Origin of the sequence: Vibrio nigripulchritudo, from assembly GCF_027924785.1 — a bacterium.
Lineage (GTDB): Bacteria > Pseudomonadota > Gammaproteobacteria > Enterobacterales > Vibrionaceae > Vibrio > Vibrio nigripulchritudo.
The window spans coordinates 1785299-1811029 of the sequence record NZ_AP027049.1 but is presented as its reverse complement, the minus strand read 5'-3'; the positions used below and the strand labels follow the sequence as shown (position 1 = coordinate 1811029).

The 25731-nt window shown below is 44.8% G+C and carries 17 protein-coding genes; 7 read left to right on the top strand and 10 right to left on the bottom strand.

All coding sequences use genetic code 11. From position 1 onward, the window contains the following. Positions 1 to 25: 25 nt before the first annotated feature. From QMG91_RS08245 to QMG91_RS08215, 7 genes are all read right to left on the bottom strand, one after another. Positions 26 to 4867: an NAD-glutamate dehydrogenase gene (locus QMG91_RS08245; RefSeq protein WP_281830220.1), complete on the bottom strand. Its 4842-nt coding sequence runs from the start codon at positions 4865 to 4867 to the stop codon at positions 26 to 28. Between the two features lie 217 nt (positions 4868 to 5084). Beyond that, on the bottom strand, positions 5085 to 5303 hold the full coding sequence (locus QMG91_RS08240) for a DUF2835 domain-containing protein (RefSeq protein ID WP_004409160.1): 219 nt from the start codon (positions 5301 to 5303) through the stop codon (positions 5085 to 5087). A gap of 58 nt (positions 5304 to 5361) precedes the next feature. Beyond that, the gene (gene pepN / locus QMG91_RS08235) at positions 5362 to 7968 is read right to left on the bottom strand and encodes an aminopeptidase N (RefSeq protein ID WP_281830219.1); all 2607 of its coding nucleotides are present in this window, start codon (positions 7966 to 7968) and stop codon (positions 5362 to 5364) included. Positions 7969 to 8195: 227 nt separating this feature from the next. Continuing rightward, positions 8196 to 8858 (bottom strand): hypothetical protein, encoded by a 663-nt coding sequence (locus QMG91_RS08230; protein WP_022550769.1) that lies wholly within the window; start codon positions 8856 to 8858, stop codon positions 8196 to 8198. A gap of 130 nt (positions 8859 to 8988) precedes the next feature. Beyond that, complete coding sequence (gene prc, locus QMG91_RS08225; RefSeq protein WP_004401683.1) at positions 8989 to 10992, bottom strand: carboxy terminal-processing peptidase; 2004 nt, start codon at positions 10990 to 10992, stop codon at positions 8989 to 8991. 17 nt (positions 10993 to 11009) lie between these two features. Further along, on the bottom strand, positions 11010 to 11639 hold the full coding sequence (gene proQ / locus QMG91_RS08220) for an RNA chaperone ProQ (RefSeq protein WP_281830215.1): 630 nt from the start codon (positions 11637 to 11639) through the stop codon (positions 11010 to 11012). 99 nt (positions 11640 to 11738) lie between these two features. Further along, positions 11739 to 12212, bottom strand: a complete 474-nt coding sequence (locus tag QMG91_RS08215) for a GAF domain-containing protein (protein WP_281830213.1) — start codon at positions 12210 to 12212, stop codon at positions 11739 to 11741. A gap of 75 nt (positions 12213 to 12287) precedes the next feature. Here QMG91_RS08215 and QMG91_RS08210 point away from each other — a divergent pair, with 75 nt between their 5' ends. The 4 genes from QMG91_RS08210 (at position 12288) to rsmF (ending at position 19532) form a co-directional block, all read left to right on the top strand. Next, positions 12288 to 14078: an ABC transporter ATP-binding protein gene (locus QMG91_RS08210; RefSeq protein ID WP_281830211.1), complete on the top strand. Its 1791-nt coding sequence runs from the start codon at positions 12288 to 12290 to the stop codon at positions 14076 to 14078. Positions 14079 to 14122: 44 nt separating this feature from the next. Next, complete coding sequence (locus tag QMG91_RS08205; RefSeq protein ID WP_022550773.1) at positions 14123 to 15370, top strand: paraquat-inducible protein A; 1248 nt, start codon at positions 14123 to 14125, stop codon at positions 15368 to 15370. Next, positions 15363 to 18002, top strand: a complete 2640-nt coding sequence (locus QMG91_RS08200; RefSeq protein WP_281830209.1) for an MlaD family protein — start codon at positions 15363 to 15365, stop codon at positions 18000 to 18002. Before QMG91_RS08205 ends, QMG91_RS08200 begins: the two co-directional genes overlap by 8 nt. Before the next feature lie 99 nt (positions 18003 to 18101). Beyond that, positions 18102 to 19532 carry a 16S rRNA (cytosine(1407)-C(5))-methyltransferase RsmF gene (gene rsmF / locus QMG91_RS08195; RefSeq protein ID WP_281830207.1) on the top strand — a complete coding sequence of 477 codons (1431 nt, stop codon included), beginning with the start codon at positions 18102 to 18104 and terminating at the stop codon, positions 19530 to 19532. A gap of 160 nt (positions 19533 to 19692) precedes the next feature. On the opposite strand, the gene QMG91_RS08190 is transcribed toward rsmF, so the two are convergent. Next, a complete protein-coding gene (locus tag QMG91_RS08190) occupies positions 19693 to 20529 on the bottom strand; it encodes a CvfB family protein (RefSeq protein ID WP_281830205.1) in 837 nt (278 codons plus the stop codon). Between the two features lie 202 nt (positions 20530 to 20731). On the opposite strand from QMG91_RS08190, the gene QMG91_RS08185 reads away from it, so the two are divergent. Continuing rightward, positions 20732 to 22081, top strand: a complete 1350-nt coding sequence (locus QMG91_RS08185) for a hypothetical protein (RefSeq protein ID WP_004399696.1) — start codon at positions 20732 to 20734, stop codon at positions 22079 to 22081. Here QMG91_RS08185 and QMG91_RS08180 read toward each other — a convergent pair. Then, a complete protein-coding gene (locus QMG91_RS08180) occupies positions 22071 to 22550 on the bottom strand; it encodes a DUF4442 domain-containing protein (protein WP_281830203.1) in 480 nt (159 codons plus the stop codon). The genes QMG91_RS08185 and QMG91_RS08180 overlap by 11 nt on opposite strands. Before the next feature lie 325 nt (positions 22551 to 22875). On the opposite strand from QMG91_RS08180, the gene QMG91_RS08175 reads away from it, so the two are divergent. Both QMG91_RS08175 and QMG91_RS08170 read left to right on the top strand, forming a co-directional pair. After that, on the top strand, positions 22876 to 23937 hold the full coding sequence (locus QMG91_RS08175) for a 3-deoxy-7-phosphoheptulonate synthase (protein ID WP_022550778.1): 1062 nt from the start codon (positions 22876 to 22878) through the stop codon (positions 23935 to 23937). 4 nt (positions 23938 to 23941) lie between these two features. Continuing rightward, complete coding sequence (locus QMG91_RS08170) at positions 23942 to 24424, top strand: YajQ family cyclic di-GMP-binding protein (protein ID WP_004399699.1); 483 nt, start codon at positions 23942 to 23944, stop codon at positions 24422 to 24424. A gap of 88 nt (positions 24425 to 24512) precedes the next feature. Here QMG91_RS08170 and QMG91_RS08165 read toward each other — a convergent pair whose 3' ends face one another. Then, entirely contained in the window at positions 24513 to 25457 is a 945-nt protein-coding gene (locus QMG91_RS08165) for a precorrin-2 dehydrogenase/sirohydrochlorin ferrochelatase family protein (protein WP_022608257.1), read from the bottom strand. Between the last annotated feature and the right edge of the window lie 274 nt (positions 25458 to 25731).

The following is a 25731-nucleotide window of genomic DNA, read 5'->3' as shown; positions in this document are numbered from 1 at the left end:
GCCCCGTTAAACGGGGCTGTATTATTTACTCATTTGAAGCACAATTCAAATTTAATAACGTTAATTCTCTCAGAGCGACGGAAAATTTAGCGAATTCATGGACAGAACCGACCTTAAACTCGTTTAGAATGTTTTCCCAACGAACCAACGACGATTTATTGTTCTCCATCCATTCATCCAATGCTTTGTCTACTTTCACTTTTCCAGAACTGCAATCACAGTTAAGTACTTGTGCGGTTAACAAACGCTGTTGCCAATCGAGATCCTCTCGGAATGACGCTCTTGCCAACGCTTGCCAGTTATTTTCGACTGCCTGATTGGTGATTTGTTTAAGGAACCAGTGTAATGAAAGACGATCGCCCAATGTGAAGTACATTTTCGCGGCTTCTTCCACTGTTTTACCCTGCTCGCGAGCTACTGAGGATATATCCAGTGCTGAGTAGAGACTAGATAAGCGAGCAACATAGTTCGCTACTGAACGATCAATGCCCTGCGCGATCCACAGGTCAGCAAGATCGTTGTGCTCTTTCACTTCTTCTTCTACCAGAAGCGTATCCAGATTCTTCATGATTGCCTGAACATCATCGTGGTACAAAGCAACCAACTCTTTCACTGTCGACTTATTCGAACGGTTTCTTAGCAACCAACGGCTCAAGCGACGAAGGATTCGGCGAATCGCATACATCAGATCATACTGTGCGATCGTTGTCGCTGTATTATCAAAATCGCGGATCTGTTTCATTATGCCGCCAAGCTCGAAGATCTCACGCGCAGCAGAATAAGCATTGGCAATATCAACAACTGAAGCGCCCGTCTCTTCCTGCATTCGAGTGATGAAGTTGCAACCCATCTCGTTAACCATCTGGTTTGCAAGGCAAGTTGCGATGATTTCGGCTTTCAATGGGTGGTTAACCATCTGATCTAAATAGTTACGGCGTAACTCAGACGGGAAGTAGCTAACCAATTGCTGAGCATGGAATTCGTCTTGCGAGATTTCATCACACACCAACTGCTCTTTCAGCACCATTTTGCCGTAAGCAACTAATACTGATAACTCAGGACGCGTCAGTGCCTGACCCATTTTTTCACGCTCAAGCAAAGTATCGTCATCTGGAATGTATTCCAGTGCACGGTCAAGATAGCCTGCTCTCTCCATAGTGTGAATAAAGCGAATTTGCTCTTTCACCAAAGAAGGACCTTGCTGCTCACTGACCGAAATGGACTCGGACTGCCAGTACGCATCTTTCAATACGATTTCAGACACTTCGTCTTCCATCTTATCCAAGATCTGGTTACGTTGTTTAACCGTCAGATCACCGTTTGCAACCAGACTATTCAGGAAGATCTTAATGTTCACTTCGTTATCTGAACAGTCCACACCACCAACGTTATCAACGAAGTCGGTATTGACTCGACCACCATTAAGCGCGTATTCAATACGACCCAATTGAGTCATACCCAAGTTACCGCCCTCACCGACGACTTTGGCTTTCATGTCACGACCATCAATGCGCAATGCATCGTTAGCGCGATCACCTACATCGGTATGAGTTTCACTGGACGCTTTGACGTAAGTACCGATACCACCGTTCCAGAACAGATCAACTTCCATCTGCAAGATCGCTTTGATCAGGTCATTCGGTGCCATCGAACTCTTACGTGTACCCAGCATTTTCTGAATTTCTGGTGTCAGGTCGATAGACTTCGCTCGGCGGGAGAAAATGCCGCCGCCTTTAGAAATAAGCTTCTTGTTGTAGTCTTCCCAGCTTGAACGAGGAAGTTTGAACAAGCGATCACGCTCTTTCCAGCTCTTGGCTGAATCTGGATTTGGATCGATAAAGATGTGCAGATGGTTAAACGCTGCCTGCAAACGAATATGCTTAGAAAGCAGCATGCCGTTACCAAACACGTCACCCGCCATATCACCAACGGCAATACAGGTGAAATCTGTTGTCTGACAGTTAACGCCCATTTCCCGGAAGTGACGTTTCACCGACTCCCAGCCACCTTTCGCGGTGATACCCATGGCTTTGTGGTCGTAACCGTTAGATCCGCCAGAAGCAAACGCGTCACCCAGCCAGAAGTTGTATTCATCTGCAACCGAATTGGCAAGGTCAGAGAATGTTGCTGTACCTTTATCTGCCGCAACAACCAGGTAAGCATCGTCTTCATCATGGCGGACCACACTGTCTGGGTATACGACATTACCTTCAATAATGTTGTCAGAAACGTCTAGCAATGCACGAATGAATTGCTTGTAGCAACGCTGACCTTCCGTAAATATCTCATCACGAGTCGTTAGGTTTGGTTGGCGTTTACAGATGAAACCACCTTTTGCACCAACTGGAACGATAACCGTGTTCTTAACTTGCTGCGCTTTCACCAATCCTAAAATTTCTGTACGGAAATCTTCTTGTCGGTCTGACCAACGCAAGCCACCACGTGCCACTTTACCGCCACGTAGGTGAACACCTTCGATGTCTGGGGCATAAACGAAAATCTCAAACGCAGGAACAGGTTGTGGGATTTCCGGAATTTCCGTCGGCTTAAGCTTAAGAGCCAGCCAAGGTTTTGGCAGCCCATTGTCCGCTTTTTGGTAGTAGTTAGTACGAAGCGTTGCAAGGATCATATCCATGTAACGGCGAATGATACGATCATCATCTAAGCTTTCAACCGCATCTAACTGCTCGTTGATCTTGTTGATCAGCTCAGTCTGGTTCTTCTTCGCCCCCTTGAACTTAGGTTCAAAGCGTTTGCTAAACAGATCCACCAGCCCTTTTGCAATATTAGGGTGATGCGCGAGCGTCTCTTCAATGTAGCTCTGACTGAACGGGAACCCGACTTGACGCATATAGCGCGCATAGCTTCGAAGAATCGTTACTTCACGCCCGGTCAAACCTGCACCCAATACCAATCGGTTGAAGCCATCGCTTTCTAGCGTACCAGACCAGATGTCGGCAAACGCTTGTTGGAAACGATCACGTGCTTCGCGAAGATCGACGGATACATTAGAAGCCAGCAACATTGAGAAATCTAAGATCCAGTATGTCACCCCATTAGACTTGCGAACTTCATACGGTGCTTCACCAATGACACGCAATCCGAGGTTTTCCAACATTGGAAGAACATCAGATAAATGAATAGGTTGTTCGCGATGGTACAACTTAAGGTGTACCGCTTTTGAGTCATGGCTTTCTTCCTGAGGACGGTAGAAAAGCATGCCCAAGTCTTCTGGTGTATCCAATGCTTCAAGGCGTTCAATATCTGCCACTGCAGAGCCTGGTAGCATAGCTTCTTTATAAGAACGAGGGAAAGCTCGCAGATACTCTTTGGATAATGGCAAACCTGTGCTTTCACCAGTGTTGGCAATGATCGCTTCTTGTAGTCGGTCATCCCAGGATGAAGATACTTCCATAAGGTTCTGCTCTATCTCTTTGACATCAATATCGATGTTGTTGTTCTTAACGTGAACAATGTAATGCGTTCTCGCCAGTGGGCTTTCAGAGAAATAAGTGGTGAACTCTACTTCTTGATCGGAATTCAGGTACTGACCAAGAATGCGTTGAGTCTGACGGCGAAGCTGAGTGTTGTATCGCTCTTTAGTCACGTAAACCATGCAGCTAAAGAAACGACCAAATGGGTCTTTGCGAATGAAGAGTCTTAGCAAATCACGATCTTGCATTTGCACAACACCCGACCCCACTTGCAGCAATTCTTGCTCAGTTGCCTGAAGCAGTTCGTCACGCGGGAAGTTTTCCAAAATATTATGAAGTGCTTTGTAAGAGTACGCCCCTTGCAAGTAGCCGCTTGACTCAAGAATACGGTTCGCTTTGTCACGAATCAGAGGAATGTTCGCCACGCTCTGGTTATATACTGCCGACGTATAAAGACCAGTAAATCTGTGTTCACCGATCACTTTGCCATTCTTACCAATCTTCTTGATACCGATGTAATCGGTATAGGCTGGACGGTGAATGTGGGATGCGGTATTACCTTTGGTGACGATCAGTAAGTAAGGCTTTTTGGCTTCCAGTCTCGCCGAGTCAGCAAGATCCGAAAGTTTCACAGCGCGCACCCGGCTATCGACAGAGAATATGCCCAACCCTTTTTCTTCAGTTGGGCGCAGCTCATGATCCCCTTCTACGGCAACAAGGTCGTACTCCTTGTATCCCATAAAGGTGAAGTTGTGATTGCCTAACCACTTTAAGAACGCAATGGTTTCATCAACGCGCTCTTTTTCTACCGGAAGCGCAACGCGTTGATCTTCAATTTCTTTAATTACCTGGTTCAGTTTCGTTGCCATTGGTTTCCAATCCGCAACCACTAAACCAGTATCCGTCAGAATAGAGACAAGTTCATTTTTCAGATCTGTCATCTTGGCTTTGTCTGCCAGCATATCGACTTCGATATGGAAAAGAGACAGGCTGTCTCCTGACTTTTCGTTTACGCCTTTGATGTTATTGTTTTTATCGCGAGCAATTCGAGTGGGACCATGGAGCATTAAGTGACTGGAAAGATCTAAGCGAGCTAACGCCATTTTCACCGAGTCCACTAGGAATGGGCTATCAGGTACCACAATTTCAACGATCGTATGGGTAGACTTCCATCCATGTCGGCTTACCGTAGGGTTAAATACTCTTACCGAAATATCCTTCGCCTGTTTCTCACTGATGTGATGCCAAAGGCTGACAACGGCACCGTAGAGATCGGACTCATTCCTTTGCACCAGGTCTTCCTGACCTATGGTACTAAACAGGTGTTGAGCAAGTTTTGTCACTAAAGGTTGGTGGGCAAGCTCGAGTTTGTCTTGAATCAGTTTGTAAACTTTTTCAAGAAGAACCGGCACAACGTTTTCTCGTGCGGTCATATTAACGCTCCAATCTTAGAATTTTTTGTAGGGTTATTGCTTGGGTCTTTCGCCCTTACTGCAACTTGGTAATGCCTTAACCTGACTAGAAAAATCAGGCATACATATATTGTAAAAGCAATATTGATAAAAGGTTAAATGAATTGCGTGTGGGAAAGAGAAAAAAGTCTGAATCTGTGATTAAGGTACCTATTTAACTCTCTGAAAACTCGTTGATTCACAGAGCTTCTAACTTGAGAAACTTATTATTCTGGTCAGTTGTTAGTCTAAATCGCCCTTTGACACCAATTTGACTAAGAAACGGTCTGAAACGAGATGCAGGTAATTGGATTTTTAATCCTTGGTCTGTATACACAATTACGGAACTGGCTGCCCCAGAATAGTGATTCAAAAACTCTTGATAGGTGATGTTTAGAGAAAATTGATACTGGTTCATAGATAACAAAAGTGGCAGTAAAAACTGCCACTTATTTTCTTCTGCTAGTCAGTCTTAATCAAGATTCTAGCGCTTTTGTTACTTTTTCAAAGAGGTCTTTGGCCAGATTGTCGAGTTTGGACAGTTTTTCCAGCTCTTTGCGCATTAATGCCTGACGCTCTTCATCGTAGTTACGGTATTTCAGCAGCGGATCAATCAGGCGAGACGCAACTTGAGGGTTACTCTCATTCATTATTGCCAGAATTTCCCCTGCAAATTGGTAACCACTACCATCTTTGTTGTGGAAATTAACTGGGTTACCACCGAAGAATGTCCCTACTAGATTACGAGTACGGTTAGGGTTTTTCAGGTCAAACGCCTGATGGTTCATTGCATCTCGAATTGTCTCAAGCACATTGCTTGCTGGGTTCGTGCCTTGAAGTGCAAACCACTTATCCATCACCAGGCCATCATGACTCCACTTGTCACTGAAGTCATTCATCAATTCTTGACGACAAGCCAACTGCGCAGCGTTCGCAGCCATCAATGCCGCTTGAGTATCCGTCATATTGTTTGCTTCTTGGTAAACTGTTTTCACCAAGTCGTTACCCTGTGCTGTCAACGCCAGGTAATTCAAACAAGTATTACGGAGCAGTCTCTTGCCAATGGCATCGTGTTCTACCACGTAATTCTTTTGGCTATTACTGTGGAAAATCGCACTTAGCTCATCACTCATGCTTGCTGCAAAAGTTTTGCGAATCGACTCACGAACGAATCGAATAGCATCGACATCAGCTGGTTTAAACCAACCTGCAATTTCGACTTCGCTAGGTACTTTGATCGCTTCAGCAATAAATGCTTGCTCTAGTGAGTCATCCAGCAGCAAACCGCGGAATGCGTCAACAACATTTTCAGGCAGTTCAAATGATTCACCTTTCTGGTGACGGCTTACATTCAGCTTAATGTATTTTGCCAGTAACATTTGCCCTGCATCCCAACGAGCAAAATCGTTACGCGCGTGAACCATCAAGAAACTCAAATCTTCATCTGAATACTCGTAGTTGAGTTTTACAGGTGCAGAGAACTCACGAAGCATCGAGATGACCGGACGTTCTTCAACATTTTCAAACACAAAGGTTTGTTCTGCCTGAGTGAAGTCCAGAACATTATGAACTTTTTCAGAGTTACAGCGTAACTCAATAACACTGCCATCCTGATTGTAAAGCTCAATATCAAACGGAATATGCAGAGCCTGTTTGTCTTTTTGCTCTAGTGTTGCTGGTGTATGTTGTTTTAGCGTTAACGAAAAAGTGTTTGCTTCAGCGTTGTATTCGGTTTCGGCATCTACAACCGGTGTTCCCGACTGGCTGTACCACAAACGGAAATGCTTGAGATCGACACCGGATGCATCTTCCATCGCAGCGACAAAGTCTTCGCAAGTTGCTGCCGTACCATCATGGCGTTCGAAGTAAAGCTTCATGCCTTTTTGGAAGCCTTCTTCACCAAGTAAAGTATGCATCATACGAATCACTTCACTGCCCTTCTCATAGACAGTCAAAGTGTAGAAGTTATTCATTTCTATCACTTTTTCAGGGCGAATCGGATGAGACATTGGACTCGCATCTTCCGCAAACTGAGGACCACGGATAACACGGACGTTATTGATACGATTGACAGCACGAGAACCCAAATCAGAAGAAAATTCCTGATCTCGGAATACGGTTAGCCCTTCTTTCAAACTCAATTGGAACCAGTCGCGGCAAGTGACACGGTTGCCTGTCCAGTTGTGGAAGTACTCGTGACCAATTACCGCTTCGATTCCAAGGTAGTCATCATCGGTTGCGGTTTTGTCATTCGCCAAAACGTATTTAGAGTTGAAAACATTCAGACCTTTGTTTTCCATCGCCCCCATGTTGAAGAAATCAACAGCAACGATCATGTAAATGTCCAGGTCGTATTCAAGACCAAAGCGCTCTTCATCCCATTTCATCGAATTGATCAGCGAAGTCATCGCAAATGGTGCTCGATCCAGGTTTCCTCTGTCTACGTAAATCTCTAAATCGACTTCACGACCAGAAGCGGTGACGTATTTATCACGCAGAACATCAAAATCCCCGGCGACTAACGCAAACAGATATGCAGGTTTTGGATGTGGGTCATTCCATTTTGCAAAGTGGCGACCGTTTTCCAGCTTGCCTTCTGCTACTCGGTTACCGTTACTCAGTAGGTAAGTGTTTTGTTCTTCGTCTGCAATAACGGTTGTTGTGAAAATTGCCAATACATCTGGACGATCTAAATAGTAGGTAATTCGACGGAAACCTTCTGCTTCACACTGAGTACAAAAACCACCACCCGATTTGTATAGCCCTTCCAACGCCGTATTGGTCGATGGATTAATTTCTGTTTTAATAGACAGCTCAAAATCGTTAGTTAACCCATTGATTTCGAGACCACCTTCCACTTCTTGATAATCAGTCCAGTCCTGACCATCAACTTTAACATTCAGTAATTTCAGCTCGTCTCCATCTAGAAACAACGTTGTGCTGTCTTTAAGCTTTTTAACATTGGAAACAGCAGTAACGACCGTTGCTGTATCGTGCAAATCGAACGTTAGATCCACGTGTGTAATAGTGAATTCTGGTGACTGGTAATCTTTACGATATTTGGCTTGAGGGTTCTGAGCCATAATGAAATTTCCTTTTAGATATCTTTGTGTTGCATGGCAACAAAGCGGCTTAAACGATTGTAGCCTAAATAGGAGTATTTGAACTTAGATCAGGTATGAGGTTACTTAGGTATATCTCGACAGGTGTATCATAAGACAAGACGGCTAAAGAAGATAATGGAAAACTGCAAGTCTCACAAAATGATACCGGAATAGCATACGCTGCTATTCCGGTAAATTAGATGGGGTTATTCTACTCGATTAAGGACAGCGTACATATCTGACGACTGGCTGTCTAAGGTGAGCTGATCATCGACAAGTGTGTAGCGGGAATCGTGTTCGCCGTCACTGTACATTAGGACTAAATGGTCGCCTTCAATTATATAGATGCCTTCATGAATAGCTTCCACACCCTCGCTGGATTCAACCCGGAATGAGAAGACAAAATCTGCTTTCAACACTAAGTCCATTTTGCTCACGTCACTAGCTAGAATGTCATCACCACCCAGTGACTCGCTTGTCCAGCTCCCTACAAGTGCTGAAGGCAGTGCTTTCTGGAAGACAACGCCGTTTAAATTGAGCTGATTGTGATTGTTTTGGTATTGATAGATTTGAGGAGTGTCAGTATCTAGACCTAGTACAAGTGTCGATTCATCCGCTTCATATCGACCCTGCCAGTAATCGACACTGTGGTCTTTCTTCTGAATCTCTATAGTGAAGATGTAGTCAGACTCAAGGGTCAGACGGATAGCGAGAAAATCTTCTGATGAGTCATCTGGTTCAGGGTTGAAAAGATACCAGTCTCCCAGCAAAAATGGATGGGTAAATTGGGTCAAATCCGCTTTTTGCTTCACCTCGGCATGAGTCGAACCTAACAAAAAACAGGTAAGAATTAATAGTAATACTCTCATCACTTCTACCTCGCTTTTTCTTTAAGCTTAGAAGTGAATTGAGTAAATACCCAAAATTTTAGATCTATATCACATTAATTTTTGACAATAAAAAAGCGAGCACAATGCTCGCTTTTCAAATTATTTAACCTTAAGAGGTTGTTTTCTTGACGATATCTACCGTTATCGCTACCGCCTCATCAAGGTAAGCATCCGGTGCCTCGTAATCTTTCGGCAGGTCTTCTAAACTCTTGTAAACCTTCTCTCCCATCGCCTTCTGGCGCTGATTGATTCGGCTCAAACGCTTATCTTCTGCTTCATTTTGTTCTTGCTTACGAGCAGCCTCATTCAGAGAAATTGAATTTTCTTCCTTCTCTGCTTTGTATTCAGCAATATCTTCATTAATGAAGGAGTATTCCAAGTCAGAAGCAATACGCTTGTCATGAAGCGCAGTAAGCTCAGCAATTAACTTAGACTTGTCATCCAATACTGAATATTCAGCTTTTTTGATCTGATCCCAAGGCAATGCATTGTCTTCTACACTTTCACCCGTTTCTTCGGGTTCAACGGCAGTTGGGAATGCAATGTCTGGAACAACGCCTTTGTTTTGCGTACTGCCACCGTTGATTCGATAGAATTTCTGGATGGTGTACTGAACATATCCCAGCTCTTTCTCGAACAGATCGTAGATATGATTCAAGCTTCTGTGTTGCTGAACCGTACCTTTACCGAACGAGTTTTCACCCAGAACAACGGCTCGACCGTAATCCTGAAGTGCCGCAGCAAAGATTTCAGATGCCGAAGCACTGTAGCGATTGACTAGAACAGTAACCGGACCGTCATAACTGATCTGCCCGCCAGTATCACTATTCTGTTCAATGCGACCATAGCTGTCACGAACCTGAACAATCGGACCGCTCTTAATGAACAGACCAGATAAAGCAGTTGCTTCAGTTAACGCACCACCGCCGTTGTTTCTCAGGTCAACAACAATACCGTCTACGTTTTGTTCTTTTAGCTCGCTGATCAATTTGTCTGTGTCTTTGGAAAGACCAACATAGAAGCTTGGCACTTCAAGAACGCCAATTTTCTTGCCATCTCTTTCAAATACTTCAGATTTTACAGCGCGGTCTTCAAGTCGGATTTTATCGCGAACAATGGTGACATCGTAACTTTTTGCTCCTTTTGCTTCAGGCAAAATTTGCAGACGCACCTTTGTTCCCTTCGGACCTTTGATGAGCTGGACTACGTCGTCTAAACGCCATCCGATAACGTCAACCATCTCTTCCTTGTCTTGCGCGACGCCAATAATGCGATCGCCTTCCGACAATTGCTTGCTTTTAGAAGCCGGACCACCAGCAACCAACGACCGAATCACGGTGTAATCTTCGGTCATCTGTAAAACCGCGCCAATACCTTCCAGTGAAAGGTTCATTTCCGACTGGAACTGCTCGGCATTACGAGGAGAAAGGTAACTGGTATGCGGGTCTACTTCACGGGCAAACGCGTTCATGTAAAGCTGGAAAACGTCTTCGCTTTTGGTCTGAGAAATACGCTTCATTGCGTTGTTGTAACGCTTTTCGAGCACTTCTTTAATTTCTGACCACTCTTTGCCTGTCAGCTTCAGGTTTAGCGCATCGTATTTCACTCGCTTGCGCCAAAGCTCATTAATCTCTGCCTGGCTTGTAGGCCATTTGGCATCAGAGCGATCAACCATCATCGATTCATCGGTATCAAACTTGATCTCTTGATCCAGTAGAGTTAACGCGTAAGCAAAGCGTTCAAAACGCTTTTCGTTTGCCAGGTTATACAACTTAAACGCAATCATATTGCTGCCAGATTTCAACTGGTCGTCAAGCTGTACTGACCATTCAGCAAATGAGTTGATGTCACTTTGAGTGAAGATGTTTTTGTTGTAATCAAGCATTTCTACGTAGCGATCAAACATCGCCTGAGAGAATTCATCATTAAGATTGAAATGCTTGTAGTGTGAACGAGTCAGTCTGGAAGTCACTCGTTTGCTCGCTGTGGTGTGTTGGACTTCAGGAGCAAGAAGTGGCAAGTCGGCTTTGGAAAGTTTGGCTTCGAGAGCCTGGGCTGACGCCGCCAACATAAAGCTGGCAGCAATCAGAGTCAATTTAGAACGACATTTCATGCGTAGGAATTTCTCCTTTAAGCGCGTAGGTGCTCCGCTTTTACGACCATCTGCAGGCCATTGTTCAGCTGCACACGCACATCATCCTTGTTAATTTCAACAATTGTAGCAGCCATATTCCCTTTACCCATGTTTACGTTCACTGAGTTGCCAATGATCATGTCATCGTCATTCAACGGACGTGTAGGCGTTGCTGCTTTATTGTTCTGAGGTTTTTGTGCTTTAGGCTTCGCTTTACGAGCTTGAGGCTTATTTGCCTTCGCTTTCGCTTTACCTTCTTCACGTGCTTTTTCTGCTTTCTCTTTACGACGAGCCTGAACTCGCGCTTTGCTTTCTGCAAGTGCAGTCTTAGCGTGTTCAACGTGCTCTTCTTCTAGGGCACCGCATTCGTTACCGTCCAGATCCACACGAACTGCGCCAGGTTTTGCACCATGTAGGTAACGCCAAGACGACGTGTATTGTCTTAGAGCAGCGCGTAACTGAGTTTTACTTACTTTCGGATCTTCACTCAGACGATCTGCTAAATCTTGAAAGATACCAATTTTTAATGGTTTAGCTTCACCTTCTAAAGTAAAGCACTTAGGGAAACATTCAGCAATGTATGCAATAACTTCTTTGCTGTTTTTTAACTTTTCAGTGTTTTCCATGAGGATTCCTGGTTGTTGCGGCCTGTCCGCAAAGCGTTCATGTAAATATTTTCGCTATTATAGTGACATGCTTAGGAAAAACCACAACCAAGTTGTAAATTAATCGTTGTTCGCGTGGGAATTGAGCAGCTTTTCAATTTCCTTCATTAAGAAGGTCAAACCTGCTTCGTCTTTTTGGTCAAAACGCCCGATTTCAGGGCTATCAATATCCAGTACTCCAGCAATTTCTCCATTAATTCGAAATGGAATCACAATTTCTGAGTTACTTTCTGCGTCACAGGCAATGTGTCCTTCAAAATCGTGGACATTTTCAATTCGCTGAACTTTATCTTCTACAACAGCAGTTCCACAAACTCCTCGCCCAACCGGAATCCTCACACAAGCAGGCTTACCTTGAAATGGACCGAGCACTAACTCGTTTTCTTTCATAAGATAAAAACCAACCCAGTTAAGCCTGTCCAGCTCCATATTCAGCAAGGCGCTTAGGTTCGACAAATTGGCAATTAAATCCGTCTCCCCTTCAATGATCGCCTGTGCTTGCTTTGTCAGAGTCTGGTACTGCTTTTCTATCATTTTCTTCTTTTTCCCTGAGATGTACGTACAATGCCACATTGATGTAATAAAACTGGCATTTGTAAAAAATTCGTTATGAGAGAACACACTATTAGCCGTTCGTGGCTTTTAACACAAGCAAAAAAACACAAAAAGCGCTTGATGGTCGCTAACTTGATTGCAATTGCTGCGACTTTAATCAGTGTGCCCATTCCCCTACTTATGCCACTTATGGTCGATGAAGTACTTATGGACCAGCCAGCCGGTGGTTTGGCTGCAATGAATCAGGTTTTACCCGAATACTGGCAAACTCCAACGGGTTATATAGGCCTTACCCTGTTGCTGGTTATTTTGATGCGTTGCGCATCGCAGGCGCTTAATATTCTTCAAAGTCGGCAGTTCACACTCGTATCCAAGACAATAACTTGTAAGATGCGTGAAATCATGATCGACAAACTGGGTCGAATCAGCATTGCACAGTACGAAACGCGCGGAAGTGGCGGCATCAATGCCCACTTAATCACTGATATCGAAACCATCGATCAATTCATCGGGTCGACACTGAGCAAGTTTATTGTCAGCTTTCTTACTGTAATCGGTACTGCGGGTATTCTCCTGTGGCTAGACTGGCGACTTGGGCTCTTTATTCTGCTTGTTAACCCTATTGTTATTTACTTCTCTCGTAAGCTTGGCGGCAAAGTAAAGCACTTAAAGAAGAGAGAAAACCAATCTTTTGAACGCTTCCAAAATCGACTGATTGAAACACTCGACGGCATTTACCAACTGCGAGCTGCTAACAAAGAAAGTATTTTCTTGGATCAGCTGAAAGAGCAAGCGAACGACATCCGAGTCGACGCCGACAAATACGCGTGGCAGTCGGAAGCGGCTGGTCGAGTATCATTCTTACTATTTTTACTTGGCTTTGAGCTGTTCAGGGCTGTTGCCATGCTTATGGTCCTGTTTAGTGATCTGACCATAGGTCAGATTTTTGCGGTATTCGGTTACCTTTGGTTTATGCTCACGCCCGTTCAGGAGCTTCTGGGAATTCAATTTTCCTGGTACAGCGCAAAAGCTGCTTTGAAACGCATTAACTCTTTACTTGCCCTTGAAGAAGAAAAACGCACTGGTGGTAAAGTGGATCCATTTGGCATGAGCAACAGCGTGGATGTCGATATCAAAGACGTCACTTTCGCTTACAACGATGAAAAAACGGTGCTCAATGAGTTGTCGATTCAAATTCCGGCAGGCAAAAAGGTAGCGCTTGTGGGGGCAAGTGGCGGAGGAAAGTCTACCCTGATTCAGCTTTTAATCGGGGTTTACAGAGCAAGTTCGGGGCAGATATCGTTTAATGGTCACTCTTCAGACGATATAGGCTTTGAGCTCATACGTAAACAAATTGCCGTTGTATTACAACAACCTATACTTTTTAATGACAGCTTAAGGCATAATCTGACTTTAGGCAGCAATCACAGTGACCAAGAGCTTTGGAAAGCACTGGAAGTGGCGCAGCTACAAGATGTAACAGAGCAGCTGACCGATGGTCTGGATACTCAAATCGGTCGACAAGGTGTAAGGCTATCGGGAGGACAGCGACAAAGGCTGGCTATTGCTCGCATGGTTCTGAGCGATCCGAAGTTCGTTATTCTGGATGAAGCCACGTCGGCGCTGGATACAGCTACTGAGTCTGCTTTGCATTCTGCTCTGAATCAGTTCCTCGCTGGAAGAACAACACTGATTGTTGCTCACCGATTGTCTGCCGTAAAACAAGCTGATCTGATCTATGTTTTAGAAGACGGTCAAGTAACTCAAGCAGGTACGCATGTTGAATTGGTTCAACAGGATGGGCTGTATCAAACACTCTATGGTAGCGTTCAAACCGGAGCGTGACATTGTCACAAGAAATCGATAAAGATTACAACGCGGAAAGTAAGATGACGCTGACTGAGGAACACTCGCAGCAAGTCAATCAAGTACGCCTTTGCCAGCATTGTGAGCTCCCTGTCGATAAGCTGGACATTCCTAAGGGGCAGAGCGCACATTGCCCCCGTTGCAACACTCAGTTGTACCGCGGTGGTGAGCGCTCTATTAATGGCGACTTAGCGTTAGCTGTCGCCTGCCTTCTGCTTTTTATCCCTTCTCACTTTTTTCCCTTTATCAGCATTCGTCTGTTTGGGGTGATGATTCCGGCTACCCTTCCCGACGGCACGTTTTCATTAATGCAGGAAGGGTTTGTCGGGCTTGGGTTGCTGGTTCTGTTCTGCGCCTCAATTGCACCTTTTATTGTCTGCATGTCTGTGGTGGTGGCTCATCTGTCATTACGCTACCGCTGGTTTCGCCCCCTTCAATACTCTCTTCTTAATATTCAGCACCTAAAACACTGGATGATGCTCGATGTGTTCCTGATCAGCATTGGTATATCCTGCTTCAAGTTGCAGGATTACGCGGATATTTTTGTCGGATGGGGACTGCTGGGGCTCATTATGTTGCAGCTGTTTTCGCTCATGCTTGTCACCCGAATCAGCGTTCGCCGATATTGGGAAACATGGCAGCCAGAATCAGGGTTCGACTACCCAAGAAAAGACATTCACTGCCACAGTTGCCATTTGTCGCAACCGGACTCGATTCGCTGTGACCGCTGCGATAGCCCTCTGCATCACAGGCGCCCCTTTTCAGTTCAGAAAACTTGGGCGTATTTGATTGCCGCTTCCATTGCGATTATCCCGGCTAACGTAATTCCCATTTCCATTTTGCTGACCAACGGAAAGCGACTGGAAGACACGATTTTTTCCGGAGTGGCGTCTCTGGTGAAAAACGGAATGCCCGGCATCGCGGTGATCATTTTTGTGGCATCGATTGTGGTTCCTGCCATCAAAATTCTTGGGCTTGGGTACATCCTTTTGAGTGTCCAGTTCAAACAAAAAACACGTCACAGAACACGAATGAACATTTATTTTGCTGTGAAATGGATTGGTAAATGGTCGATGATGGATTTATTTGTCATATCGATCATGATGACTCTGGTAGACAGAGGACAAATTCTTGATTTTACACCGGGATATGGAGCTGTTGCCTTTGCGATTGTCGTCATATTGACTATGCTGGCAACTGAGAGCTTAGATCCCCGGTTAATATGGGACCATAAAGAAGTCCCGGAACGGAAAGCGACGTTAAATGAGTAGTTTAGACAACAATCAAAGCGCCCATACACCACGTGTAAAACGGGACATTGGCATTTCCCCTCTCTGGCTTTTGCCGATCATAACTATCTGCCTTGCGGGCTGGCTGGTCGTTAAAGCCGTCAACGAAGCGGGTCAGCGAATTCAGATCTATTTCTCAGACGCTCAGGGGCTTATCGCAGGCAGAACCACCATTCGTTACCAAGGTCTGGAAGTGGGCATGGTGCGTGATATCAAACTCTCCCCTGAACTGGATAACATTTTTGTTGAAGCGGATATCTACCCGGAAGCCACCAAACTACTGAGCGGTCAGACACGATTCTGGCTGGTTAAACCGACAGCCAGCTTATCCGGCATATCTGGTCTGGATGCTTTAGTATCCGGTAACTACATCGCCATTCACCCAGGCGCCAGTGGTGACGAAGATGACGACTTCGATACCGTCTACACCGCGTTGGAAAACAGCCCGACAGATCTGCTAGCAAATCAGGGGCTGAATATTGTGCTCCACTCTTCCGATCTGGGTTCGATTTCAGTCGGTTCCCAGATCGTCTACAAGAAAATCCCCATTGGTGAAGTGTATGGTTATCAGCTGGACCCTGATGGTAACTCAGTCAGTATCAGAGCTTTCATAGAAGACGAATACCGTCACCTGGTTTCCAGTGAAAGCCGCTTCTGGAACGTAAGTGGAATAGGTGCAAACGTTGGGTTTGACGGCGTAGACGTTAAGGTAGAAAGCCTGAGTGCTATGCTGGGCGGTGCAATTGCTGTGGACTCGCCCGACGAAGGACAACCGATTACTGAAGGGGCGGAGTTTAAGCTCTATCCCGATCTAAAAACCGCAGGTCGCGGTATCCCTATCCAGATAGAGCTACCAAACGACAACAAGGTCAGTACCAATGGCGCACCGATTGTTTATCGTGGCATTGAAATTGGTCAGATCACGGATATTCAGCTTTCTCTCGATAGAACAAAAATCATCGCCTATGCATCCATTCAACCAAGCTTCGCCGACACACTGAATACAGGTACACGCTTCTTATTGGAAGAAGCAGAAGTTTCCCTAACCGGGATTGAAAACATCGGAAACCTTGTGACAGGTAACTTCCTGACACTGGTACCCGGTCAGGGAGAGAAATCACGCGAATTTACCGCCATCAGAAAGTCCGTATTTGCACTGGAAAAGCCCGGTTCTTTGGAAGTCACCTTCACGTCGAAGGATTCTTTTGGGCTGGAATACGGAACTCATGTACTCTATCGCGGTATTCAGGTCGGGAGCATCATCGACATTGAACTGGACAATGATCAGGTTCAGATGAAGGCACTGATTGACGCACAATACGCCCACTTAATCAAAAGCCGCAACCGCTTCTTTGTCGATGGAAGCGCAAAAGCCGAGCTGACTGACTCTGGGATCAGCGTATCGGTGCCACCAGCCAAACGCTTACTTTCAGGTTCGATCAGTTTTATTTCTTCTGGTAGTAAGAAACCTAAAACGAATTACCCATTATTTGCCAGTCAGTCGCTTGCTGAACTCGCTGAATTTAACAAATCCGGCTCATACGACCTTACCCTGTTTAGTCAGAATTTACCTTCGGTTTCCAAAGGTGCGCCACTTCTCTACCGTAATCTACAGGTAGGTAAAGTATCCGATTTCAAGCTGACAAATGGAGGCGTACTGCTCCACTTAAAAATGGATAACCAGTACAAACATTTGCTAAGCAAAAACACCGTTTTCTGGAATCGTTCTGGTATTGAAGTCAACGCCGACCTTAACGGAGTCAACATAAAAGCAGCGCCAGTCAAAACCTTGATTCAAGGCGGTATTGCTTTTGATTCACTACCTGGCGTGGAAAACAAGCTAAAACAGTACTGGAAACTGTATGACAACTACGATGAAGCGAGAAAGTACGGACGTTTGATTACTCTGACCAGTGACAGTGCTCTTGGCGTCGCTTCGGGTATGGAAATTCGATACCAAGGGGTTCCAGTTGGCGAAGTCACTTTGGTTACGCCAAACTTCACTGCTGAGAAAGTCGAAATTAAAGCTCGGATTCTTCCAGAATTTGTTAAAAACATCGCTTTGGATAAATCGCACTTCTGGCTTGTTCAGCCGGAAGTTGGTTTACGAGGTGTAAAAAACATCGAAACCTTGCTGTCGAAATACATTGATGTGGAGCCGGCAGGCAAGAAAAGTGCATTCGCCTTCAAACTTCATATGCAAAGTAGCCAGTTACAGGGCAAAGAGTTTCAGCTCCAGAGCGAACGAAGAAACTCTATTTCCGTTGGTACGCCTCTCTTATACCGCGACATGGAAGTGGGTCGTGTAATCGACGTAAATCTGGGGGCGTTTGCCGATCGCATCATCACCACCATTCAGGTTGATCATCAATTTGAACACTTAGTACGTGAGAATACAGTATTTTGGAACGTTTCCGGTGTCGATGTGTCGATAGGCATTACCGGCGCCAAAATCAAAGCAGGTACGGTTGACAGCTTAGTCCGCGGAGGCATTGCATTTGCTACTCCGGATACACGCCCTCTTCCTCCTGAAGCGAAAGAAAAGTCAGCGTTCTTCCTTTATGCAGTGTCACAACCAGAGTGGCTTGAATGGCGTACACCGATCCCTAGGTAATTTAAGCCGCCGTAAACTATTAGTGCAGCCTTACTTTAGGCTGCATTTTTTTTATATTCCGTTAGAATTGGCAGCAAATTTTTCTTCAGAGATACCACTTTGCACTCTAACATCAAACTCCCAGACGCATTCATCAGTCAAATTCAAGATATTATGCCTTCTCATTTGGATATGGATGAATTCATCGCGGCATGTAAACGTCCGCTGCGTCGAAGTATTCGTGTGAATACTCTGAAAATTTCAGTTGAAGACTTTTTAGGTCGAGCAGAGGCGAAAGGCTGGACTTTGACACCTGTGCCTTGGTGCGGCACTGGCTTCTGGATTGAAAGAGAAGAAACTGACACCGTTCCTCTTGGAAACACAGCGGAACATATGGCTGGGCTTTTCTATATACAGGAAGCCAGCTCAATGATGCCTGTTACGGCATTACTCGCGGATAATGACGTTGATGCTCTGAATACAGTGTTAGACGTTGCAGCAGCGCCCGGTTCAAAAACAACGCAAATTGCAGCAGCGCTCAATAACCGGGGAGCTCTTGTTGCTAACGAGTTTTCTGCCAGCCGAATTAAGGGGCTGTACTCAAATATCCAACGTTGTGGTGTGCGAAACGTTGCGTTAACCAACTTTGATGGACGCGTATTCGGTGGATGGTTACCAGAACAGTTTGATGCCATTTTGCTAGATGCACCCTGTTCTGGTGAGGGCACCATTCGTAAAGACCCAGATGCGATGAACAACTGGAGCAAAGAATCGGTTCTTGATATCGCCCACACCCAGAAAGATTTGATTGAAAGTGCCTTCTACGCATTGAAGCCCGGTGGCGTATTAGTTTACTCGACCTGTACTCTGAATCTGGAAGAAAATCAGCAAGTATGCCATCACTTAAAAGATAAATTTGGAGACGCCGTCGATTTTGAACCACTCAATGGTTTGTTCGAAAGCGCTGAAAATGCGATTACCGACGATGGTTTCCTTCATATTTACCCACAGATTTTTGATAGCGAAGGCTTCTTTGTTGCTCGCCTTCGTAAACACCATTCTGTTGAGTCTCCAGAAGTGAAAAAGCGTCTGGGTAAATTCCCGTTTGACAAAGCATCGAAAAAAATCAGTCAGGACGTGGAGAATCACCTAACCGAAACGCTAGGAATTTCATTGCCAGACCAAACCCAACTATGGCTTCGAGACAAAGAGGTATGGCTGTTCCCTACTGCACTTGAGTCGATGATCGGCGAAATTCGCTTTGATCGCATGGGCATTAAGCTGGCAGAAGCGCATAAGAAAGGTTACCGCTGGCAACATGAAGCCATTATGGCGCTCTCAACAGGTGAAGAAACTCAAAGCATATCTTTGAATATCGAGGACGCCAGAGAATGGTTTATGGGAAGAGATGTCCGCCCTGAGAACCTCTCCGGCAAAGGTGAAGTCATCGTTAAATTTGGCGAGGATGTCATCGGAATCGGAAAATGGGTAGGAAACCGAATAAAAAATGGTCTTCCAAGAGAACTAGTTAGGGACGGAAACCTGTTCTAGGCACTATATATGGTGGTATTTGAGCCTATGTGTACTATGCTTTAGTAAAAGCAATTAGCGCAGGCTCTTTACAAAAGAGCCATTCCCCTAGCCCAGAACAGGAATCGTTCTGGGCTCTTTTTGGGCGGGAATTCTAGAAATACATAAGTGGCGTTTAAAATCACTTATTTAATCGAATACCATCTTTCTCGATAACGATTTTACCCTGCTTATACAACCCACCAATGGTCTTTTTAAATGTACCTTTACTGGTACGGAAAATTGCAAAAATAGCCTCTGGTGTGGATTTGTCATTAAGCGGCAAAAATCCATCCTTCTTTTCCAAAGTCTCAATGATCTTGTTGCTTAGGTCGTCCATTTTTGCGGTACCGACTTTTTGCAGTGACAGGTCGATTTTCCCATCTTCACGCACAGACTTGATGTAGCCCTTTAAACGCTTACCGATAAACAGCTTTCCAAATACATCCGAGCGGAAAATCATTCCCCAGTGCTCACCATTAACAATCGCTTTGAAGCCGAGATCGCTTCGCTCCGCAATAATCAATTCTACCTGCTGGTTTTTGGTGTACTTCGCAGGTGTTTTGTCCAACCACTTATTGAATTTGGTTGTTCCTACAATTCGACCTGATGCCTTATCGGTATAGACATGCACAAGCACTTCCTGACCGGGGCGAAAACGAGCACGCTGTTCGCTAAATGGAATCAGCAGATCTTTCTTATCAATCCCCCAGCTGGCAAATGCGCCTGTGCTGTTGATGCCCTCAATTTTCATCAGACCCCATTCGCCTACCTGAGCAATCGGCATTTCAGTCGTTGCACAGAGCTGGTTGTCAGAGTCGAAATAAAGAAAAACATCAATCTCACTGCCTAAATCTGCACCAGCAGGTACGTGTTTGTTGGGCAGAAGCACAGTGCCGTAGTCGTCCGCATCCAAAAACAGACCGAATTCTGCTTTGCGAACCACTTCCAATGTGTTGGTTTGACCAATTTTTATCATGTTAAGGTGTTACTCATCTTAAATTTGGCGGTGATTATACGTTAATTCTGCTATCATTGGTTAGGTAAATCACTCTTCATTTTCAATACGATGCAGCAAACAACAGCAGTGCTTGTTGGCTTATTGATATCTGACTTATTATTCTATACCAATCTTTTGATTACGCTTTCACGACATAAAAATAAAAAGAAAGGACTTCTATTTGATAACGGTTGAAAAACAAGACGCATTAACTTTAAAAATTACGCACGTTATGCCGACCACCAAGATGTTGGATTTGGACGTGTATATATTTGCCCCAGGGGAATTAGGGCTCAGCGCAGACGTTTTGTCTGAAAACGATTTTTACTACGGGGCGATAAGTGAAAAACGCGCCTACTACAGTGACAAAACACACCTGCCACTCGTACACAGCCGGTTGGCGAAACGGGGACAACTTTCTAATAACCAGTATCGTGTTAGTTTGAGTTTGTATGCATACCAATACCTTATCGCTCTGGATAAGGCTGTAGACGAATTGAATCAACAATCTCGTGACAGCGTCACCGAAGAAGAAGTGGATGACGTTATTGGTATCGCATTAGACATTCTCAAGCGACTGCGCCGCTCCATTCCGTATGATGAAACTCAGAAACGCTATTACGCTAACATCGACAACTACCTTTCCTGGTACACGGAACAGCACTTTCTCTCATTGGTGGCACACCTTCCACGAGGCAAAGAGTACGGTGCAATCAAAGAACGTTTGATTGTCCTTTGCGAAAAAGAGGTGGCGCATCGTGAACTCAATCGCTACAACTCGAAGAAAGCGCGCAACGACATTACCCGCATGTCGAACAAAATGCGCTTGTTGCGACGTTTAATTGAATACCCTATCGTTTTGAAAAAGAAAAACCGTTCTATGGGTAAGAACGTGATGCGTGCAGTAAAAGGCATCGCGACGGGTTTTGTGATGATATTTGTGACCACCATTGCCATTCTGATGAGAGATCGCCTGGGAGAAATTACCGTGTCTTTCATCATTATCATGTCTTTCATTTATGCCCTGCGTGAGATATTTAAAGACGATCTCAGGGACATACTTTGGCGCTGGATACGTAAAGGCAAACCCAAATGGCGTGGTCGTTACTTCGATCCAAGCACCAATAAAATGGTGGGGCAGAAAATCGAATGGCTCGATTACACCAGTTATTCCAAACTGCCAGACAGAATTCAGAAAATACGCAAACGCCGGGTCGCTCAACGAGAAGAGCAAGTTTTGCACTACCGAAGCCAGACTGAAATGACCACCACTCTGTTTATGAGTGGTTACGAGCAAACGAGAGAAACCCTAAACGTGAGCCTGAGCCCTATTGCCCGATTAATGGACAAGGGCTCCAGCAAGATCTATCAACTAAAAGATGGTCAGGTAAGCAAAGAATCCGTTGAAAAACGTCATTTGCTGAACTTAATCATTAAAGAAGACAATCACGATGCTGAACCCAATTACTATCGTTGGAAAATCGTGCTAAACCGTTCAAAGATCGTCGACATTGAACAAATCACGATTTAATTGCTTTCACTGATAGCACCAGCTCAAATACCGCCATGGGCTCATCTCCATTTAAGGATGGGCAAGTGGCGGTAATGGTTACTGGTTTATTGACCCGTTCTCCTGTTAAAAACGTCTCATCCAGCATCTGGTCAATCAGTTCACCATCCGAGCACGTGAAATGAACGTCTCGCTCCGGTCTTTTTAGAAATTCACCTTTTACAGCTTTAAACGCCAGAGAAACTTTTCCACCTCTTTCTTGAGCCTTTCCCATCGCCATAAAGCCGCCAGCCAAATCGGCGCCAATTGCCAACGCGCCAAAATACATACTGTTCAAGTGATTTTTGGTTCGCCTTCGCAGTGGGATGCGAACTTCTACAGACTGCTCATCAATATTTAGAATCTTAGGTCTGCAGAGCCAAATCAGTGGCACTTTAGAGAATCCAAAAATTTGAAGATAGAGATTGGCTTTTTGGAGAGCTGAGAGCATCCGTTGCTCCTAATTTATTTAACTTGTCTGACCAGTTAAATAAAAGCCACTGTAAATGTCAACAAAATGTAAACAAAGATTAAGATCGTCTTCTAAAACCACCTTAAAAAAGTGACAGTGTCACCACACTAAATTCTGGATAACTTAGGCCTTTATTGCGTCAAGTTCTAACAACAGCATGTCAAGTCAGCTGTACATTTCGGGCATTTTTTTGCGATATTTCGCGTGTAAAGATAAGTTTTTGTTCATATGGAGAATTGCGTGTTTATTCCCTTATGGATTTCAGCTATCTTAACCGCTTTGTAGTACAACAACAGGCGTGAACATGCCCTTAAAGACAGACGAATTAAGAACTCAGCCGCTAGGTCCTATGCCTACCCCTGCAGAGCTAGTTCAAGCTCACCCACTCACGGATGACGTTGCCGAGCGAATCGAACAGTCTCGTCGACAAATTGAAGCCATTTTAGCTGGTGAAGATGACCGACTACTCGCTATTGTTGGCCCTTGCTCGGTTCACGACACAGATGCTGCGCTGGATTATGCGAAGCGTTTGAGTGACATCCAGGACAAGTACAAAGATGAGCTTTTCATCGTTATGCGTACTTATTTTGAAAAGCCAAGAACCGTTGTCGGATGGAAAGGCTTGATCACCGACCCTAACCTAGACGGATCTTATGCGCTGGAAGCGGGCTTAAACAAAGCGCGTAAATTACTTCTGGACATTAACAAACTCGGATTGGCTACGGCGACTGAGTTCCTCGACATGATTACTGGTCAGTACATTGCCGACCTCATCACTTGGGGTGCGATTGGAGCACGTACTACTGAATCTCAGATTCATCGCGAAATGGCATCTGCACTTTCCTGCCCTGTTGGCTTTAAAAACGGCACGAACGGAAACGTTAAGATTGCCATTGATGCAATTCGCGCCTCCCACGCGTCTCACTACTTTTACTCGCCAGACAAGAATGGACGAATGACGGTTTACCGCACATCGGGTAATCCTTATGGTCACGTTATTCTTCGTGGTGGAGATAAAGGACCTAACTTCGATTCTGAATCGATTGAAAATGCCTGCAAGCAATTAGCAGAATTCGACTTACCACAAAAACTTGTGGTCGACTTTAGTCACGCTAACTGCCAAAAGCAGCATCGTAAACAACTGGAAGTGGCGCAAGATATTTGTGACCAAATCCGTTCTGGTTCAAATTACATTGCAGGCATTATGGCAGAAAGCTTCATTCTTGAAGGTAACCAGCCGATGAACGACATTCACTCTTTGACTTATGGGCAGTCAATCACCGACCCATGCTTGAGCTGGGAGCACACGGTCGATATGCTAGACATGCTGGCAGACGCCATAAAATCACGCGCAACCAAAGGATAAATCCATGCCTTCTTTTGACATTATTTCTGAAATTGACACCGTTGAACTTCGTAATGCGGTAGATAATGCCAATCGTGAGCTGGCTACACGTTTCGACTTCCGTGGCGTTGAAGCTAGCTTTGAGCTGAAAGACGAAACTGTAAAACTTAGTGCAGAAGCAGAGTTCCAGTTAAAGCAGATGAGAGACATCTTACGTGGTAATCTCACCAAACGTGGGGTGGATGTAAACTCAATGGACTCACAGAAAGCGGATGCAACAGGTAAAACCTGGAACCAAACGGTACTATTCAAGCAAGGTATCGACAAAGAGATGGCGAAGAAGGTTGTTAAGGCAATCAAAGACGCCAAATTAAAAGTTCAAGCTGCTGTCCAGGGCGAGAAAGTACGCGTAACGGGTAAAAAGCGTGACGACCTGCAAGCTGTGATTGCTCTGATTAAGCAGTCAGACCTCGGTCAGCCTTTCCAATACGAAAACTTCCGAGACTAACTCAGCGTTTCAAGCGGGTATCTCGCAATTTGCAGTTAACTTTATAAAAAAGGCTTCATTGAATGAAGCCTTTTGTTTTATCTGCTTTCTATCTTGTAGCGGCAATCTCTATCAAAGTCTGGTTTTGAGCCAGAATCTTGAGCTCTGGGTTGTGTTGTTCACCTTTCGGGAAGAAGACCACAACACGAAGAGAAGGAATCTCAGAATGTGCGAGCTTGGCAGAAAGCTCAGCATAGCTAGAAAATGTTTCTCGCTCCGCATCACGACGGCACAAATCAACAAATTCAAACGGGCAATCTTTGTGTGCTAAAACAAGCTCAGCCTGTTGCATCAGCCTTAGTCCTTTAATTGACATCAACTCTACGTCATCACTGTATTCCAACCATGTCATAGATCCGCTGTCATAGTCCGTGTCTTTTAGGCGCGCTTCGTATAACTCTTCAAGATATGCCCTGTCTTCAACAGTATCTAGCTTAGGATCTGAGAAGAACGCTTCCCAGAACTTCCTACGCGAATCTACCGAAGGAAGCGATTCTTTGATGCTGTTTCTTTTAGATGCGGCAAATTCAGCAAGCAGACTGATGTTCTGAGATAACAGCGACTCCAGCTTCTCGCGAATGTTTCGAACCAGTACTGGTGACGCCCCACCACTTGAAATGGCAATTTGAATTCGACCACGGTTAACCATAGATGGCGTAATAAAGTCGCAGTATGGTTGGTCATCAACCACATTCACCATGATGCCTTTATGCTTGGCATCGGCATGAACTTTATGATTCAGTTCTGGGTTATCGGTCGTTGCCCAAACCTGGATATAATCTGTCATCATATCCGGGCTATAAAAGGCTTTTACCCAATGGCATTTTTGCTCTTCGACCAGCTTTTGGAGATAAGGGTCAATTTTTGGAGAAATGATCGTAACGTCTGCACCAGCTCTGAGCAGTGAATCTACCTTTCTAGATGCAACCTCTCCCCCTCCTACTACCAATACTGGCTTGTGATTTAAGTCAAAAAATAACGGGAAATATCGCATCCTATTCCTTTGCAATGAATTTCGTGATTCCCTAATACTAACAAAAAGGGGGCATTAGGGATATGTGGTCAATAATCATCCAGAGATCATCATTCAAATTTCTACTTATTGCGAGATATATCATCTAGTAAATAATTTCATAGCAATATCAATGGCTAATTAATGACCTCTGACAGCAATAAAAACTCTAACGCACAATTTTGTAGCGCTCTTGCACTATTTACATTCGTATTACATTTCGTCATTCTAAATACGTCCGGATTTGCAATTGCAC

Bases quoted from the DNA above. Each gene is read 5' to 3' on its own strand.
- pepN (WP_281830219.1), bottom strand. From the start codon at position 7,968: ATGGCTCAGAACCCTCAAGCCAAATATCGTAAAGATTACCAGTCACCA.
- QMG91_RS08245 (WP_281830220.1), bottom strand. From the start codon at position 4,867: ATGACCGCACGAGAAAACGTTGTGCCGGTTCTTCTTGAAAAAGTTTAC.
- prc (WP_004401683.1), bottom strand. From the start codon at position 10,992: ATGAAATGTCGTTCTAAATTGACTCTGATTGCTGCCAGCTTTATGTTG.
- QMG91_RS08205 (WP_022550773.1), top strand. From the start codon at position 14,123: ATGACGCTGACTGAGGAACACTCGCAGCAAGTCAATCAAGTACGCCTT.
- QMG91_RS08165 (WP_022608257.1), bottom strand. From the start codon at position 25,457: ATGCGATATTTCCCGTTATTTTTTGACTTAAATCACAAGCCAGTATTG.
- QMG91_RS08230 (WP_022550769.1), bottom strand. From the start codon at position 8,858: ATGAGAGTATTACTATTAATTCTTACCTGTTTTTTGTTAGGTTCGACT.
- QMG91_RS08215 (WP_281830213.1), bottom strand. From the start codon at position 12,212: ATGATAGAAAAGCAGTACCAGACTCTGACAAAGCAAGCACAGGCGATC.
- QMG91_RS08200 (WP_281830209.1), top strand. From the start codon at position 15,363: ATGAGTAGTTTAGACAACAATCAAAGCGCCCATACACCACGTGTAAAA.
- QMG91_RS08170 (WP_004399699.1), top strand. From the start codon at position 23,942: ATGCCTTCTTTTGACATTATTTCTGAAATTGACACCGTTGAACTTCGT.
- QMG91_RS08180 (WP_281830203.1), bottom strand. From the start codon at position 22,550: ATGCTCTCAGCTCTCCAAAAAGCCAATCTCTATCTTCAAATTTTTGGA.
- QMG91_RS08210 (WP_281830211.1), top strand. From the start codon at position 12,288: ATGAGAGAACACACTATTAGCCGTTCGTGGCTTTTAACACAAGCAAAA.
- proQ (WP_281830215.1), bottom strand. From the start codon at position 11,639: ATGGAAAACACTGAAAAGTTAAAAAACAGCAAAGAAGTTATTGCATAC.
- QMG91_RS08240 (WP_004409160.1), bottom strand. From the start codon at position 5,303: ATGAACCAGTATCAATTTTCTCTAAACATCACCTATCAAGAGTTTTTG.
- QMG91_RS08175 (WP_022550778.1), top strand. From the start codon at position 22,876: ATGCCCTTAAAGACAGACGAATTAAGAACTCAGCCGCTAGGTCCTATG.
- QMG91_RS08190 (WP_281830205.1), bottom strand. From the start codon at position 20,529: ATGATAAAAATTGGTCAAACCAACACATTGGAAGTGGTTCGCAAAGCA.